16 protein-coding genes are annotated in these 14,766 nt (G+C 48.8%); 11 read left to right on the forward strand and 5 right to left on the reverse strand.

The window, feature by feature from the left end:
* Positions 1-58: 58 nt before the first annotated feature.
* Positions 59-1,159: a hypothetical protein gene (locus D9N14_RS20055; protein WP_290583121.1), complete on the forward strand. Its 1,101-nt coding sequence runs from the start codon at positions 59-61 to the stop codon at positions 1,157-1,159.
* Positions 1,160-1,320: 161 nt separating this feature from the next.
* A complete protein-coding gene (locus tag D9N14_RS20060) occupies positions 1,321-2,031 on the forward strand; it encodes a GIY-YIG nuclease family protein (protein ID WP_290583123.1) in 711 nt (236 codons plus the stop codon).
* A gap of 502 nt (positions 2,032-2,533) precedes the next feature.
* Here D9N14_RS20060 and D9N14_RS20065 read toward each other — a convergent pair.
* Together D9N14_RS20065 and D9N14_RS20070 are read right to left on the reverse strand one after the other, a co-directional pair.
* Positions 2,534-2,830, reverse strand: a complete 297-nt coding sequence (locus D9N14_RS20065; protein WP_290583125.1) for a type II toxin-antitoxin system RelE family toxin — start codon at positions 2,828-2,830, stop codon at positions 2,534-2,536.
* Positions 2,820-3,068 (reverse strand): type II toxin-antitoxin system Phd/YefM family antitoxin, encoded by a 249-nt coding sequence (locus D9N14_RS20070; RefSeq protein WP_290583127.1) that lies wholly within the window; start codon positions 3,066-3,068, stop codon positions 2,820-2,822. Before D9N14_RS20070 ends, D9N14_RS20065 begins: the two co-directional genes overlap by 11 nt.
* Before the next feature lie 173 nt (positions 3,069-3,241).
* On the opposite strand from D9N14_RS20070, the gene D9N14_RS20075 reads away from it, so the two are divergent.
* From D9N14_RS20075 to D9N14_RS20115, 9 genes are all read left to right on the forward strand, one after another.
* Positions 3,242-3,703 carry an ankyrin repeat domain-containing protein gene (locus tag D9N14_RS20075; RefSeq protein WP_290583129.1) on the forward strand — a complete coding sequence of 154 codons (462 nt, stop codon included), beginning with the start codon at positions 3,242-3,244 and terminating at the stop codon, positions 3,701-3,703.
* Positions 3,704-3,726: 23 nt separating this feature from the next.
* The gene (locus tag D9N14_RS20080; protein ID WP_290583131.1) at positions 3,727-4,404 is read left to right on the forward strand and encodes a penicillin-insensitive murein endopeptidase; all 678 of its coding nucleotides are present in this window, start codon (positions 3,727-3,729) and stop codon (positions 4,402-4,404) included.
* Between the two features lie 143 nt (positions 4,405-4,547).
* Positions 4,548-6,740, forward strand: coding sequence for a PQQ-binding-like beta-propeller repeat protein (locus tag D9N14_RS20085; protein WP_290583133.1), 2,193 nt, complete (start codon positions 4,548-4,550; stop codon positions 6,738-6,740).
* Between the two features lie 227 nt (positions 6,741-6,967).
* Positions 6,968-7,276, forward strand: coding sequence for a DUF1272 domain-containing protein (locus D9N14_RS20090; protein WP_290583135.1), 309 nt, complete (start codon positions 6,968-6,970; stop codon positions 7,274-7,276).
* 397 nt (positions 7,277-7,673) lie between these two features.
* Positions 7,674-8,078 (forward strand): hypothetical protein, encoded by a 405-nt coding sequence (locus D9N14_RS20095; RefSeq protein ID WP_290583137.1) that lies wholly within the window; start codon positions 7,674-7,676, stop codon positions 8,076-8,078.
* A gap of 107 nt (positions 8,079-8,185) precedes the next feature.
* Entirely contained in the window at positions 8,186-9,265 is a 1,080-nt protein-coding gene (locus tag D9N14_RS20100; protein WP_290583139.1) for a saccharopine dehydrogenase family protein, read from the forward strand.
* Positions 9,266-9,417: 152 nt separating this feature from the next.
* On the forward strand, positions 9,418-9,762 hold the full coding sequence (locus D9N14_RS20105; RefSeq protein WP_290583140.1) for a hypothetical protein: 345 nt from the start codon (positions 9,418-9,420) through the stop codon (positions 9,760-9,762).
* Positions 9,763-9,802: 40 nt separating this feature from the next.
* Entirely contained in the window at positions 9,803-10,075 is a 273-nt protein-coding gene (locus D9N14_RS20110; protein ID WP_290583142.1) for a PepSY domain-containing protein, read from the forward strand.
* 20 nt (positions 10,076-10,095) lie between these two features.
* Positions 10,096-10,551: a hypothetical protein gene (locus tag D9N14_RS20115; RefSeq protein ID WP_290583144.1), complete on the forward strand. Its 456-nt coding sequence runs from the start codon at positions 10,096-10,098 to the stop codon at positions 10,549-10,551.
* 45 nt (positions 10,552-10,596) lie between these two features.
* Here the strand turns inward: D9N14_RS20115 and D9N14_RS20120 are convergent, their stop codons facing one another.
* From D9N14_RS20120 to D9N14_RS20130, 3 genes are read right to left on the reverse strand one after another with little or no spacing between them, the layout of a single operon-like run.
* Positions 10,597-11,019: a chemotaxis protein CheW gene (locus D9N14_RS20120; RefSeq protein WP_290583146.1), complete on the reverse strand. Its 423-nt coding sequence runs from the start codon at positions 11,017-11,019 to the stop codon at positions 10,597-10,599.
* A 16-nt stretch (positions 11,020-11,035) separates the two neighbouring features.
* A complete protein-coding gene (locus tag D9N14_RS20125) occupies positions 11,036-11,419 on the reverse strand; it encodes a hypothetical protein (protein ID WP_290583148.1) in 384 nt (127 codons plus the stop codon).
* The gene (locus tag D9N14_RS20130; protein ID WP_290583150.1) at positions 11,416-14,766 is read right to left on the reverse strand and encodes a hybrid sensor histidine kinase/response regulator; all 3,351 of its coding nucleotides are present in this window, start codon (positions 14,764-14,766) and stop codon (positions 11,416-11,418) included. The genes D9N14_RS20125 and D9N14_RS20130 overlap by 4 nt, the downstream gene beginning before the upstream one ends.

The raw sequence follows: 14,766 nt of genomic DNA on the forward strand, positions 1-14,766 counted from the left end.
GCGGGTCTTACGCTTCTTGTGATTGTATTCTGCCTCTGAGAAACTGAGTTGATCCATATTGTCCACCATTCATGTGATTCCTGGATTATGCCATACGGGTGGACTTAATCAGAGCATCCCTAAGCGAGATAGCATTATTGAACGCGCACCTGAAAAAGACGTGGTTTATTTAAAAGGCATTCTCAAAGAATTATTTCCACTTCTCGAAGATTCTAGTTATTCGATGTATGGTTCCGATTATGATCAGTGTGGTCGAGTTGCGTCAGAGAAAAGGCTTTATATCGCACTTCATTATCAGATCCCAACGGGATTCGCATCAGATACCGAGATAGTTTCTTTTTTATACGGATCAATCAATCGCGAGGAGTATTTGAGAAGAGCGATTTCCGAAGGTTTCGTAGAGCGGTTATTTGAACTTTTGCACCATAACATTGAGAAGGCTAACCAAGAGAATGCTGCTCTCTCATTAAAGGCTTTATATACAGTCTTCTTAGATTCGCCGTACTTAAAGAGCTTTGAAGATGCTGTTCACGGTTTCTTTGGGTTTGAGCCATATCGAAATATCATGTGGTTGACGTTTGCTTTTATTAAGGACTTGGATGAAAAGGAGCAATTTCTCTTTGATTTGCTCCAAAACCCCAGATTTCTACCAATTACAGCTGACATAAGTCGTCGACTATTAGTTCAGCTAGGAAGGATAGAGACCGATGATCCGAGATTAAAAGAAGAGCGGTGGCTATCCCAAGAAAAAGGAGAAGAGTACCTTGAAACTTGGTCCGACATGGTTGCGAGTGAGTTACTAGATGGTGGGCTCGCTGACTCTATTCACGCATCACACATTTATTTTGTATTCTATCGTGTGTCTAAGGAAAAAACGAAGCAAGTTTTCAGTAAGTGGATAAATGAGGAGCTAGGCATAGAAAAGATAGCTAAGGTTGTGGGTCGATGCGGAAGTGATTCTACTAACGGGCCATACGCAGAAATATCTGAGGATTCATTATCTGAACTATTGGATTATCAGCGTCTTAAGAAACTTGCTGACGAGGAATTAAACAATACTAACCAACCGCTTTCGAATTACTTGAAGGCCATTTACTTAAGCATTCTGACTGGTGAAAAATATTATCTTAATGATGCCACCAAAGGCGAAAAATTCTAAATTATTCTGCAAATATGGAGTCACAACAAGCGGCTCCAGCGGATACTATTACGCTTATGATCGTTTTTGAGTAGTCGCTGAGCTCCATTTTACACAAAAACGCTCTCCGTAGTATGTGCCGGTGAGCAAAGCGTTGAGCGCTAAGAGGGTTCAAGTTCTACATGCAAAATACGATCTACATAGCGGAACCTATTTTTTCGGAAAAGTTACAAAAATTTGACAATGAAGCTGCCTTCCCACCAATTAAGAAAATTGGAGTTACGACTGATCTACCAGATCGTAGAGAGAAGGAATTATTGGGCACCATAAGTCCGGTAAAAATATCAATTGTCAAAGCTTGGACAGATGTAGATGCTCGTAAAATCGAGTCTATGCTCCACACGATATTGGACAATTCCAGACTTGATGGCGAGTATTTCTGGGATGGTAATGAAACCTTAGTAGATGCAGTAACCGATTTTATTGAGGCTTATCACCCTGAAGCCAAAGAAGTGGGAGTATCTGATGAGGCTGATGTGGTGGCCGCTACAGATGCTGTGCAAAAGAAAAACTCTCAAAGGATCTATACAGAGGTTATCCCTAGACTTGATGAGCTGTCAATTAAGTACAATATTACTAAGAATGGAAATGGTGTGCGATTTAAGCTTGGTGAATATTCTTTGCATTTGGGCGGTAAAACGTCCGCTCGATATACACTAACCATCTGGTCAAAAACCAAAAATACAGAAAATGCATTGTCTGACTTTGAGCACTCTCAAGAGCTATCAGCAAATGGCTCTGAAGATAGTAATCGTAGGGCGAGAATTCCTATGAGCAATTTGCAAACAATATTAGAATCAATTTCAAAATATGTTCATCAACACGGCACTTAGAAAGTGCGCAGCAGTGGGACGTCTGGCTGCGCGCCTATGCTTAGTGTTATGAGCTGTCAGATTTAGTAGCACTATCTCGAGATTAAAAATGAAGTTGAGAGAGCATCTTAAGAAACTGTACAGGTGGGAACGTGGTCGCCAGGAGACCGGATACGATAAGATGCTACTTGGCGTGGCATTTTGGCCGTTACCGATGGATATATACCTATTGAGATTTAATGAAGGAAGTGAAATCCCTCCGCACAGAGACAGTGTCGAAAAAGGCGATCACTTCAGATTGAATCTGGTGCTCAAAGCAGCAAAGCTTGGTGGCGAGTTCAATTGCGTAGATCCAATATTTGAAACACAAAGGATAAAGTTCTTTCGCCCAGATGTGTCAGAGCATTCTGTTAGCAAGGTTGTGAAGGGTAATAGGTATCTGCTAAGTGTTGGCTGGGTCTTGGCTCATAACAAATTGCAGCAAGGGACCCGATAAATGCGCCACTGATTTATGCGTTATAGCTCATTCATCCTGCTGAATTCTCGATAGCGCGATGTCATAAACTTCATTTCGATTTCTTTTACCAACTGCTACCACTGTTACAGTAACTATTTCATCTTCGACTGAGTAAACCAGGCGATAGCCAAGCTGGCGAAGCTTAATTTTGTATAGGTTAGTTGCTCCAGATAATGCTGAAGCGGGAACGTGAGGATTTTCTAAGCGTTCTTCGAGTTTCTTCTTAAATTGATCTCGTACTGTGTGTCCAAGCTTTTTCCATTCTTTTAATGCTGTTCTCTTGAATTCAAGGCTATAGGTCATCAAGAGTTACCTTAACGGACTCCTCATCCATTCGCTCTTTAACTAATTTGAGCAATTCGGCATCATCAATGAGTTCCATAAGAGCTTCATAGGCTTGAGCCGGGACACAATAGAATGCGGGTTCATTCCGATTAAGCACAGCGATTGGCATTCCGTTGCCGCTAGCAACAACCTTCATTGGGTTAGCTTTGAGCTCAGATATGCTAGCTGCGATATCTGTAAGCACTTGATATGGCATGATATTTTCCTATTTAAGACCTTTTAATAGGTCTCATTATAGGTCTTCTAAATGGTTTGGTAAATATGCTATAACAAATCGTTGCACCGGACATGAGACCCCACCCAATTGTGGTTCGCTGGGCCCCTGTGCAAGGCAGTACACAAGCGCGTTACCCACAATCAGGAAATATCATGAGAACCAAGTGCTTTTTATTTCTGTTGTTGATGGTGTCAGGGAATCTCTTGGCGAGTGAAGCCAGCTTGAAGGCGGTCGGTCTCGAGTCCACGGATGAGAGTGGATGCTACTTAACAGATGGCAAGAGCATCTTTCCAACCATCCCTACTATGGTTGCGGCCTACGATGACGCCCGTGTCGATAAAAACATTGTACTTAAGGTGATTGATGTGGCTGTGTCTGCGGGTTGCGATATTAATGCACCGGACAATCAGGGGCTCTCCGCTCTGAATGCAGCCGTACTGTTCAATAATCCCAAACTGGTAGAATTGCTCCTGGAATACGGGGCTGATCCAAGTCTGAGAATAGCCAGCCAACATAAGAACTTAAATGGTCTTAATACCCAAGAGTTCATAGAATACCTAAATGCAAAAAATCAAAAGCGCGATGCAGTAGCAAGAATATTGAATCAGCCCTGATAAGGCATATCGCCCTGAGAATTATGAAATATCTACTGACTTTCCTTTTATGGCTTCCCGGCGTTGTCTTTGGTTCTGACAGTGTTTGCTACGGCACCACGTCCGACGGGCGGTTGGAAAACGGCGTGGAGCTACCCCGCTCAGGGCCAAACTTCGTCACATATAGTGATGTCGCAAGACTGGCTGGGCGCACCTATGTACATTCTGAAGTCCATGAAATTCTGATAGCCGCTTACTCAGCGCTTGAGAAAGAGCTGCCCGACAAAATCTATAAGTATGCAGAAACGGGATTTAAGGATGGCGGGCCATTCAGTCCACACAAGACGCACAGAAATGGGCTGTCAGTTGATTTCATGACACCTATGATGGACAAAAATGGTAAATCGGTGCATCTACCCACGAACCCATGGAATAAGTTCGGCTATAACATCGAGCTGGATGAGCAAGGCCATTACGAAGATTTGTCTATTGATTACGACGCTCTTGCGGCACATATAGTCGCATTAGATCGCGCAGCCAAACACCGTGGGCATACACTATGGCGAGTCATATTCGATCCAAAACTACAGCCTGGCCTTTTCGATACAGAGTATGGCGAATATATTAAGGCTAACATTCAGCTGTCACAAAAGAGGTCTTGGGTGAGGCATGACGAGCATTATCATGTGGACTTCGTTGTTCCTTGCAAGCAGTTGATTTAACTCACTAAAACACAGCATTCCACCGGGCTCAGGTTAAGCCAGCGCCTGACTTTGTGATTTTTTCACACCTCTCAATTGCAACTTTTTTAACCAATTCATCGTATTCCAATCAACCACATTAAGTTCCTTTGGAGTTGAAGACGATGAACCCGCAAATCACAAAACTGGCCAGCACACTTTCCCTAATCGGCTTTCTTACCGCTTGCGGCGGTGGTGGCGGCGGAGGCGGGGGTAACGCGGACAATGGCGGGGAAGCCCCCCTGCAACCTGCGGCACCGCTGGCGTCTATTCAATTTCCGACTCCACAATCGCTCACCAACCAAACATCGGTTATCGTACGGGGCACCGCACAAGACCCAGACGGCAGCACCATTACCGGTGTGTTTGTGAATGGAATCGAAGTACAAAGTGACGATGGCTTTGCCACCTGGCAAGTCACTGTGCCGGTTCGGCTGGGCACCAACACGCTGACCGTGGAAACGGAAGATGCCACCGGCAATATCGACCCTGCCGCTGCGTCGGTCGACATTCGCGGCCACACCTTACCCCTGATAAGCGGTGCCAACGAAAACACCATGTCGGTAGATACAGCGAATAACCGCGCTCTAATGGTAGACAACAATCACGACGCCATACTGGCATTCGACCTGGCTTCGGGCGAACGCACAGTGCTTGCCAGCCCAAGGGGCCTGGATAACTTCATTAACCTGGAACCGGTAGGCAGCGGTGAGGCTCTGGACTTTTCATCGCAGCTGAATTTTGATAGTGACGCGCAACGTGCTCTGGTGCTTGAGCCATTGAACAACACTTTCACACTAAGAGGCATTGTAGAAGTTGATCTTAACACCGGCGAACGCAGCGTTTTTTACAATCCAAACCAAGGCAGCGGACCGCAAATAGACCGTATCCGTTCTTTCGTATTTGATCGCGCAAATAATCGGTTGTTGGCTCTGGATGGCTTCAGCAGAAATTTACGATTGATGGAAGTGAATCTGGCCAATTTAGAACGCAGGGTGATTCGGGGTTTTGAAACCGTACCGTCTGACGCGCTGGCACTCAACACCGACAATCAATTATTGATGACCGGTGAAATCAATCAGAAAACCGTTTTGTATTCTGTCAATTTAAGTACTGGTGATCGTGAGCTGATCTCAGGCATGGATACCGACAATACATTAGTCGGCAACGGGCCGGAGTTTGAAAATCCCGCTTCGATCAAAGTGGACGATAACAACCGCGCACTGATGATGGATCAAGTTCTGAAAAAGATCGTGTTGGTTAACCTCGACAATGGCGATCGTACGATTCTGGAAGGAACTGGCGTTGACTTTATCGTACCGGTGGGCGCTGACTTTTTTGGTGCACAGCACGCCATTGTTATCGATCGGGATATTGAATCACTCATCGTTGTGGATCTAATCAGCGGTGATCGCTCACTGTTAACGAACAACGCCATTGGCACCGGAGTACGATTCAATCGACCCCATACCTTGGCCGATCTTGGAGATAATCGCGCGTTGGTGACCGATTCCACCAGCGGCAGATTGTTTGAAGTGGATTTAACCAACGGCGATCGCGAATTGGTGTTGGATAACCCCGGTGAACTCAATCTACAAGCGATGGCCTTAGACAAACCCAACAACCGCGGTTTCTTTATTAACAATACCGAAAACGATCCAAAACTGGTTGAGTTTAACTTATCCACCAAAGCGCTACGTGTTATCTCCAGCGCCGCCATTGGCAGTGGACCCACATTGATCGCCCCGGAAGACATCGCTTTTAGCCCGGTTTCCAATCGCGTTTTTGTGATCGATAGCGAAGCAAGGTCATTATTGGTAATCGACATTACGACGGGCAACCGTTCGATCATTTCAGATGACAGCAACAGCGGCCCGGCATTCGACTTCCCACTGTCGTTTGTCATTAACCGCTCAGAAACCACGGCGTTCGTCGGCGATGAAGGCGCGCTGATGGCCGTTGATCTGGCAACAGGCGATCGCACTCTGGTATCGGGCATTGATTTCACTACAGGTGATCAGATTGGGGCTTCCGGTTTATTCGATATTACTGCCATGATATTGGATGAAACCAATAACCGGATCTTTACTGGCAGTGAAGAAGCTGAATTCACTATCGTTGATTTAACTACTGGAGAGCAAACCGCAGTACCATCGGATTTCAGTGGCTTGGGCTTTTCTACAATAAAGGATTTGATCATAGACACAGAAAATCAGCGAGCATTCGTATTGGATTCAAGCAAACGGGCCATATTCGCCCTGGATCTTGTCACCGGCTCTAGGGTTTTGGTTTCATGGTCTGATTTCAACCGTTTCTAACCTAAGATGGGCTGTTCCAGGGTAGCCGAACAGCCCTTTTTTATTGTCTTGACGCTATACTATTTGGTAGATTCAATACGGATTGAATCATCGTGGCCTTTATGGTGTGGAAGGGGCGCAGGCAAGATACTGAAAGCAATCGGCGATCAATATGGGCGCTCAGACCTTTAAGCTCAGCCTGTTGATGCAAGCGAGCAAATCGTTAAGTACGTTCAGGAGATAACATCGTGCTGGAATTGAGGCCTACCTGTGAGCATTGCAATAAACCGTTGCCTCCCAACTCTTTAGAAGCAATGATTTGCAGTTACGAATGTACTTTCTGTAAACATTGTGTAGAAAATGTCATTGAAAATGTATGCCCCAATTGTGGTGGTGGGTTTTGTCAAAGACCTATTCGCCCCTCCGTTAATCATAGGGGCAACAATTATCTTGGAAACGATCCTGCCTCCACAACAGTAAAGCACCGTGCTGTTGATATAGAAAAGCACAGAGCGTTTGCAAAAAGCATTAAGAATATTAATCCTAAGGATCGATAAAGATCGAACGGATAGAACTGGATCGAGATCGGAAATAGAGGATATGACTCGCTTCAGAATTCAGAGAGTCTAGGGAAGGTTAACAATTGATTAAAATTAAAATCGTGGGATGGCTATGTCTAGCGAGCATTCTAGTCTGGAGCGCAGTTACGTTTTTTGGAGTCCCTGTTGACGCTCTACCAGAGGTCGGTGGGAAATCTGGTGCTTTTCTGATGGCAATCAGTGTACTTTCAATTCTCATTGAGCCACTATTCGTGAATTATTCCGTGTCAATGGTCTATATACTTATATCTATAATTCCATTAGTAATGGCTTTCATGAATTATAGAAAATTAAATCGTGAACGTAGCGGTGACTAAATGAGCGCTGCTTTGGATTTTGCACCAAGCATTATGCAGTGGTCAGTGAAGTGCCATTAGGATTGCAGTTTAGACACGAGCCTCATCGTCATATGCTATTAATCTTGTTAGTCATTATTCCATTCCAACCTGCTTACGCGGCGACAATTGGAAGTGACGGGGCACAATCCTTCTCCTTATTTGTCGGTGTTTTCCTTGCTGTTCCTTGTATCAGCATGCTGATGTTCTTGGGTTTGAAGTATCTATATGAACGCATCAGCAGTCAGATCAGAGCAATATTCAAGGTGCATCTTGTTCTCGTGTTACTGGGTATAGTGGTGATCGCATTTGGAGCAATTGTTGATTCTAAAGTCCTGATTGTCGTTGGACTGTTTGTGCCGGCTTTGTCTCCGTTATTCTCGACAGCCCAAATAATTGATAGAAGACATTCTGAGGGCACCTAGAGGTCTACGTTAAGACATTCACAAACACAACAAATTGCGGCAAGTGGAGTCAGCAACACCAATAATTAAACCCCTCTGCCTTAGTACGATTTTAATGGAGCTGAAATTTGAATAAGAAATGGATGATCTACGGGGCTAATGGATATACTGGCTCGCTGATCGCGCGCGAAGCAGCAAAGAGAGGGCAAAAACCCGTACTGGCTGGCAGGAACAAAAGTGAAATTGAAGCATTGGCCACTCAGTTAGGTTTCGAGTACACAATATTCGATTTAACGGATACTGCCATAGTTGAAGACAACTTATCGCGTGTTGATCTTGTTCTTAATTGTGCAGGCCCATTTACCAGAACCGTTCGAGCCCTGTTGGATGCTTGTTTTTCGGTTCACTGTCATTACCTGGATATTTCTGGCGAGCTTAACGTCTTTGAATATTGCTTTGGTGAAGGTAAAAGAGCAGCGTTAGCCAAGTGTATCGTTTGCCCAGGTGTGGCCTTCGATATTGTTCCCACAGAGTGCGTTGCTGCGAAGTTAAAGGAGTTGTTGCCGAACGCAGATTCAATCAAACTTGGCTTCGATGGGCAGATGGCCTTAAGTCAAGGATCGTCCATAACACTGCTTGAGGGTATTGGGGACCCAGATTTAACAGTTTACATGATCAGAGACAACGGACATATCCAGCATCTGGAAAAGCCCAGGATTGAGAGAATAGCATTTGAGCGTGGTGAACCCCCCCGAAAAGCGATGGCAATCACCTGGGCAGATTTAAATGGTGCTTTCTATTCGACTGACGTTCCAAATATTGCCGTCTATGTTCCAGCCACGCATATCAACAGAATGAGTTTTGCGTGTATGAAATGGATGAAGCCTTTCGTTAGCAAAAGTAGCGTACAATTACTCTTGTCAAAAGCGATCAAGGCATTGGTAAAAGGCCCGTCTGAACAAGATCTGGAAGAGGGCAGCATGTCAATTTTCGGCGAAGCTCATAGTCAGGATGGCAAGGCGGTACGAATATATATAAAGGTTGTACACGGCTATAGGTTTACGTGTTACTCAGCGCTTTCCGCTGTTGACTTTTGCCTTAATAATGATGATAAGCATGGATATTTTACTCCCTCTCAGCTTCTTGGTGCTGATTTTGTTGAGAGTGTCCAGGGGAGTTCTAAGTTTCAAATTGAGCGTATAGCTTGAAAGACAGGTTAACACAAATTATGCGACCAGAAACCTACGGACATCTTGGTCTGGTTTTGATTACTTTTATAGTATGTTTAGCATCTGCATATGCTCTATTGTATGCAGAGTGTCACGCAGATTACTTGTCCATTCGATCAGCAGCGCAAACCATGGCGAAGGAGCTGGCTTTTTCAACCGCTGATCATTGCACTTTTGATAAAGTCACAAACAATGTCAGCGGCCTAGCTTTCGTTTTTCTAATCCCCGCACTAGTCGTGATTGTGAGTGGGAGCTTTCCCGCAATCAGGGGGATATGGGTATTAATCTCGATAGTCGTTCTTCTTTGGTCTCTGTCATTTACTGGAAGTGGTGGTGACAGAAAGGGCTGTGTAGATTGTGAAATGATTATCTTTTATTTCATACTTGCACCTATTCTTGCTATGGGATCATTTGTGTACTGCATGTTCAATGAGGAGCTGAAAGATAACGAAAATGAGCATCACCCATTGGAATAGCGCCCTTCTTCTATATCTTAACTTTTGCGAGGAAAGAATCATGAGCATAAAAAAATCAGGCCTTTTATCAACCGCGGCCCTGTTATCAGCTCTTACGGCTTCCCAGATCTATGCCGGCGAGAGACCACCTGCAGGCTCCAAGCCCTTAGTTGACATCATTCAAGCTTTAGAGGCCCAGGGTTATTCACCAATAACCGAGATATCAATGGATAATGGTGTGTGGGAAGTGGAAGCATACAAGAATAATGAAGAGCGAGAGCTCAGAGTGAACCCGCTGACCGGCGAAGTTGTTTCGGATCGGCTAGACGATTGAGTATGACATAGACCTAGACAATGAATAAAAAATGGAAAGCCTTAGTATTATCGAATGTTGTTGTTAGTCTTCTTCTGGCAATGTTGTGTACCCATCTGTACTTTACCAAAGATGAACTCAGAACGGATCTTTATCTTGAACTGGCCAAGCAGGACATTCTCATCAAGAATCAGGAGGACATGATTTCTGATTTGAAGGTGAAAATCGATGATCTTATCTGGCGCATGAACAGGAATGAGGCTATCGGCAGCGCTGCTGTTCAGGACCGGCAGGAAAGACCAGAATCACAGATCAACGTGCATTATTATGAATCAGAGCAGAAGCCGGAGCAAAACAGCACACGTGAAAGATCCTACCATCTTACGTCTGATTCAGGGGATTGTAGGGGCTACGGGGACGGGATTGTGGGTTTATTTACCGATGTTTTTACCAAGTGCCCCGGCAATATATTTGGCTATTCAATCAAGGTTGAGTAGGTGGCAAGAGGCCCCATGCCATATTAAGTGGGCAATCGTAAGATTTTAAACCGTTGTGTGGGCAGTGATGGCGCCCAACCGCGCAAACCCGATCACCGGTACCGGTTGCTCACGATGCTGAAAGCACCCCAGAATTGCCTGTCGCCAATACTGCTCCTGTTCCGGCGAGGGCAGGCACTGGTCTTCATCCCGCACTTGCACCGGTTGAGGTGCCTCCTGCAGACTGAGCGCTAACAGCGCCGGGGCTTCATCCGCATAACTCACCACCAGGACATGGGCGTGTTGCGTTTGCGTTTCCTGTTGTTGAGTTTTCTGTTGCTCGCCGCCCCATAACGGCACCAGGCGACCCCGCCACTGGATCAATTGATTGCAATGGGGATTGCAGCCCGGCACGCTGTAGGCCGTAACCCGGGTCAGGTATTCCGCAACCTGCTGCCGGGCCACCGCCAGGTGGTGTCGATTACTCAAACTAAGATACCAGGCATCACGCTGCATAGGATTGTGCCCTCAACAACGCGCTCATGTTCACGATCAGCACCAATCGCTCCGGATGGGGAACGAACCCTTCAACCAGGGTGTCCGGCCCCTGCATGATGGGGGGTAGCGGCACGCTGTTGCTCACCGGAATACTGTCAACCCGGGCGCAGCGTAGGGCCAGCGTCGAGTTGCGAAAACACACTACGAACGGTGCTGCGTAATCAATCCCGGGGCGCCATTGCAAATCATCATCCAGATCCATCAACTCCCATTGCTGCCCGTTCAGGCGCACGTTACGTTGGCTGCGGCTGCAACGCTCAATGGCAAAGATGTGATGGTGTGGAATGGCCAGTGTGTGGTGCTGCAGTTCGATCAGTGCCAGGGTACTCATGGGGCCACCTGCCTAACGGCGGCAACGCAACGCTGGATGTGATCCAGCAGCTCAGTCTCCACGAAAGGCTTGGTAAAGTACTGACTGACCCCGGCCTTCTCTGCCGCTTGCCGGTGCTTCTGCATGGAACGGGAGGTGATCATCATAATCGGAATGTGGCGGGTCGCAGCATTGTCCCGCACCCGGCTGGCCAGCTCGATGCCGTTCATACGGGGCATTTCCATGTCCGCCAGAATCACGGCCGGCGGGTGTTGCTGGATTTTCTCCCAGGCTTCCAAGCCATCCCGCGCCACATCATATTGATAACCGGCGTCGTTCACCAGCTGGCTCAGGGATTTGCGCACGCTGAGGGAATCGTCCACGATCAGCACCCTATTGCCGACGTCAGTGGTGTGCTCTTCGGTACCTTCCGGCAGTTCCAGTGGACGCCAACCGGGGTTCGTCTGGATGCGCTCCAGCAGCGCCGGCAAATCCAGCACCGGCACAAGGCGACCGTCCCCGAGAATGGAAACACCGGCCACGCCGGGCACATTACGCACATAGTCGCCGGTGGATTTGATCACCAGTTCCTGATTGGCGATGAGGGCATCCACATACAGGGCCGTGGGTTCGGCGGCAATGGCGGTGAGCAACACCGGGCGCGGGCTGGTCTCCGCAGGCCGCCGCAAGCCCAACAGGTCCCCCAGATGATGGCTGGGATAGAGTGCGTCCTCATAAGCCAGGGCGGGCGTTTCCCCCAGGGTGGCGGGCTCGGCGCTGCCGGGAGCCAGGATCTGGTCCAACTGGCGGGTGGGAATGGCGAACCACTGCTGTTGTATCTGCACCAGCAGGGCGTTGGATGCCACCAGTTGCAGGGGCACCAGAATTTCAAAGCGGGTGCCACCGCTGGCCCGGGGCAGGATGTGCAGCTGGCCACCCAGTTCCCGAATGCGTTTATACACGGCGTCCATACCGATACCGCGGCCGGACACCTGATTGGCGCTGTCTTTGGTGGAAAACCCGGATTTCAGAATCAGCTGACGGATCTGCTGCGATCCCAACACGTCGCTGTCCTGGATTAATCCCAGCTGGAGCGCTTTGTGACGAATTTTTTCCTCGTCAATGCCTGCCCCATCGTCGTCACAATGAATGCGAATGTTCTGGCCGTCCTGCCCAAAGCTCAGTTGCACGGTGCCCGCGGCCGGCTTTTGCTGTTGCACCCGATGTTGACCATCTTCAATGCCGTGATCCACCGCGTTGCGCAGCAGGTGCATGATGGGATCAATCAGTTTATCCAGAATTTCTTCATTGATCTCCGTTTCCGCACCCTGCACGTCGAACTCAATCATTTTGCCGGTGACCCGGGCCGCATGGCGGATGCAGCGTTGCAAACGGGGCACCACTGAACGCACCGGAATCATGCGGGTGTTCTTCACCAATCGTTGCAATTCTTTGTTCAGCCGGGTCTGCTGCAACAGCAACGCATCCAGGGCTTTAATCTCTTCCCCGATGCCCAGATTCAGCTCCCGGGCATCCGCCACCGACTCAATCAGGGCATGGGCCACGTCATAGATCTCGTCGTATTGATCCATCTCCAGGCTGTCGAAGTCTGCGCCTTGTTGTTCGCCCAAGCGACGCTGTCGACGCGCCACGCTGCGTACATCCACCACGTTTTCCAACTCAAACCGCTGTTCCTGCACGCGCCAATCCTGTTGATTGACCGCGTCCAGCTGTTTCAGGATACGCTGGGTCTGTTCCTGGGAGCTGCCCAGGGCGATGGTGATTTCCTCCGCCAACTGGAAAAGGGAACTGATGACGCTCACCGGCACCCGCACGGTCTCCACCTGCTGGTGTTGCAGCGGTGCGTCCTCCCCTGGACTGGAATCCTCCGCCTCGGTAGCGTCCGCATCGTCAGGGGTTTCAGTGGTTGAGGCTGCAGGAATAACAGCCCGTGGTGCGTTTGCGGGGGCGTACTCCGGTGCAAACGCCACCTCCATGTGGGCGTCATTACTGGCTTTCGGCACCTGACTTTGATTCAGGTACGCCACCAACTGCTGGTACAGATGCAGGCGATCATTCGGCAAATCGTCTTTACCCTGCAGGTAATCCACCAAGGCCTCCAGACAATCCGCACTCGCCTGCAGCAACGCCAGCAGATCAGCGTCAGCAGCCTTATTCGGCTTGCACAGTTGCTCAAAGATGTCTTCCAGTACGTGCGCCATATTGGCCACGGCCACCAGACCGGTGACGTTGGCAGCGCCCTTGATGGTATGGGTGATACGTTGTGCCTGCTGCACCAGCGCCAGATCCTGCTCGCCGGCGTTCAGGCCATGAATGCAGGCGGACAGCTCCGCGGTCTGCCCCGGTGCATCCTGTAAAAACGCGTCAAACAGTTCCGGGATCAGTTCTGCCACCGGCGCCAGCTCCATATCCTCCGGCTTGGCGGTGAATGCGGTTTTATTGGGGCTGAAATAGTCTTCGATAAAGCCACTGGCCAACAGGGATTCCAACAACGCCCGGGCGCCGTCTTCATTGACGGGAATGGGCCAACCTTTCAATTCAAAATGATTGATCAGGGCCAGGCAGTTTTCATCATTGGCGGGATCGCTGAGATAGGTCAACACCAGTCCGGGCCATTGTTGAAACACCAGATATCCCGGGCCGCGGTTCTGCATAATCCAGGACATGCTGAGTTGCTGGGCGTTGCTGATGACCACTTCACACAGGGCCTCCAAACCCTGCAGGGATAATATTCGGGCGGTGTCCGCCAGGCAGACCACGGTGTCACAGTAACGCTGCTTCAACACGTCCAGAGCGTCTGCGCAGGCCGCCCCGAAAATCTGATCCACAATTTTTCCCAGCTTGTCCCGCAGCGGTGCCAGTTCGGCCAGTAGCAGATCCTGCTGCTGTGGTGGCTGTTCTGGCTGCGGTTTTGGCTGCGTTGCGGCGAGCGTCAATTGAGGCTGGGCTGGTTGCGGTTGAGTCGACCCGGCCAGCTCCGCTTGCGCAGACCGTGGCAACAGCGACTGCAGGCAGGTGTCACGCTGGCTTTCCGGCACAAACTGCACCAGATTGTCCGCCAATGCCGGATTGGCGGGATCGCGTATGAACGCCAGTACCTGGCTGCTCCAGTCCACCAATTTCAACAACTGTTGTTTGTCGGTGAAGTCAGTGATGGACTGGCTCATCTCGGCACACACCAGATCCAGGCCTTTGATCTCCGCGATTTCCACGGCAAAGGCCAGGTTTTCGATTTGCTCGGCACAGGATTCACTGTGATCGCCGTCGTCTTCATAGGCCAGGGTGAATTCCTCCCGGGCGCCACACAGGATTTCAGAGAAGGCTTCCTGTTGTTCCGCTGTCAGCAT

The sequence above is a fragment of the Ketobacter sp. genome (assembly GCF_003671495.1).
Classification (GTDB): Bacteria; Pseudomonadota; Gammaproteobacteria; order Pseudomonadales; family Ketobacteraceae; genus Ketobacter.

What these genes read in the sequence shown, in the direction of transcription:
- D9N14_RS20070 (WP_290583127.1), bottom strand. Translation starts at nt 3,068, where the DNA reads ATGCCATATCAAGTGCTTACAGATATCGCAGCTAGCATATCTGAGCTC.
- D9N14_RS20075 (WP_290583129.1), top strand. Translation starts at nt 3,242, where the DNA reads ATGAGAACCAAGTGCTTTTTATTTCTGTTGTTGATGGTGTCAGGGAAT.
- D9N14_RS20115 (WP_290583144.1), top strand. Translation starts at nt 10,096, where the DNA reads ATGAATAAAAAATGGAAAGCCTTAGTATTATCGAATGTTGTTGTTAGT.
- D9N14_RS20080 (WP_290583131.1), top strand. Translation starts at nt 3,727, where the DNA reads ATGAAATATCTACTGACTTTCCTTTTATGGCTTCCCGGCGTTGTCTTT.
- D9N14_RS20065 (WP_290583125.1), bottom strand. Translation starts at nt 2,830, where the DNA reads ATGACCTATAGCCTTGAATTCAAGAGAACAGCATTAAAAGAATGGAAA.
- D9N14_RS20110 (WP_290583142.1), top strand. Translation starts at nt 9,803, where the DNA reads ATGAGCATAAAAAAATCAGGCCTTTTATCAACCGCGGCCCTGTTATCA.
- D9N14_RS20105 (WP_290583140.1), top strand. Translation starts at nt 9,418, where the DNA reads ATGGCGAAGGAGCTGGCTTTTTCAACCGCTGATCATTGCACTTTTGAT.
- D9N14_RS20125 (WP_290583148.1), bottom strand. Translation starts at nt 11,419, where the DNA reads ATGAGTACCCTGGCACTGATCGAACTGCAGCACCACACACTGGCCATT.
- D9N14_RS20085 (WP_290583133.1), top strand. Translation starts at nt 4,548, where the DNA reads ATGAACCCGCAAATCACAAAACTGGCCAGCACACTTTCCCTAATCGGC.
- D9N14_RS20130 (WP_290583150.1), bottom strand. Translation starts at nt 14,766, where the DNA reads ATGCTGACAGCGGAACAACAGGAAGCCTTCTCTGAAATCCTGTGTGGC.
- D9N14_RS20060 (WP_290583123.1), top strand. Translation starts at nt 1,321, where the DNA reads ATGCAAAATACGATCTACATAGCGGAACCTATTTTTTCGGAAAAGTTA.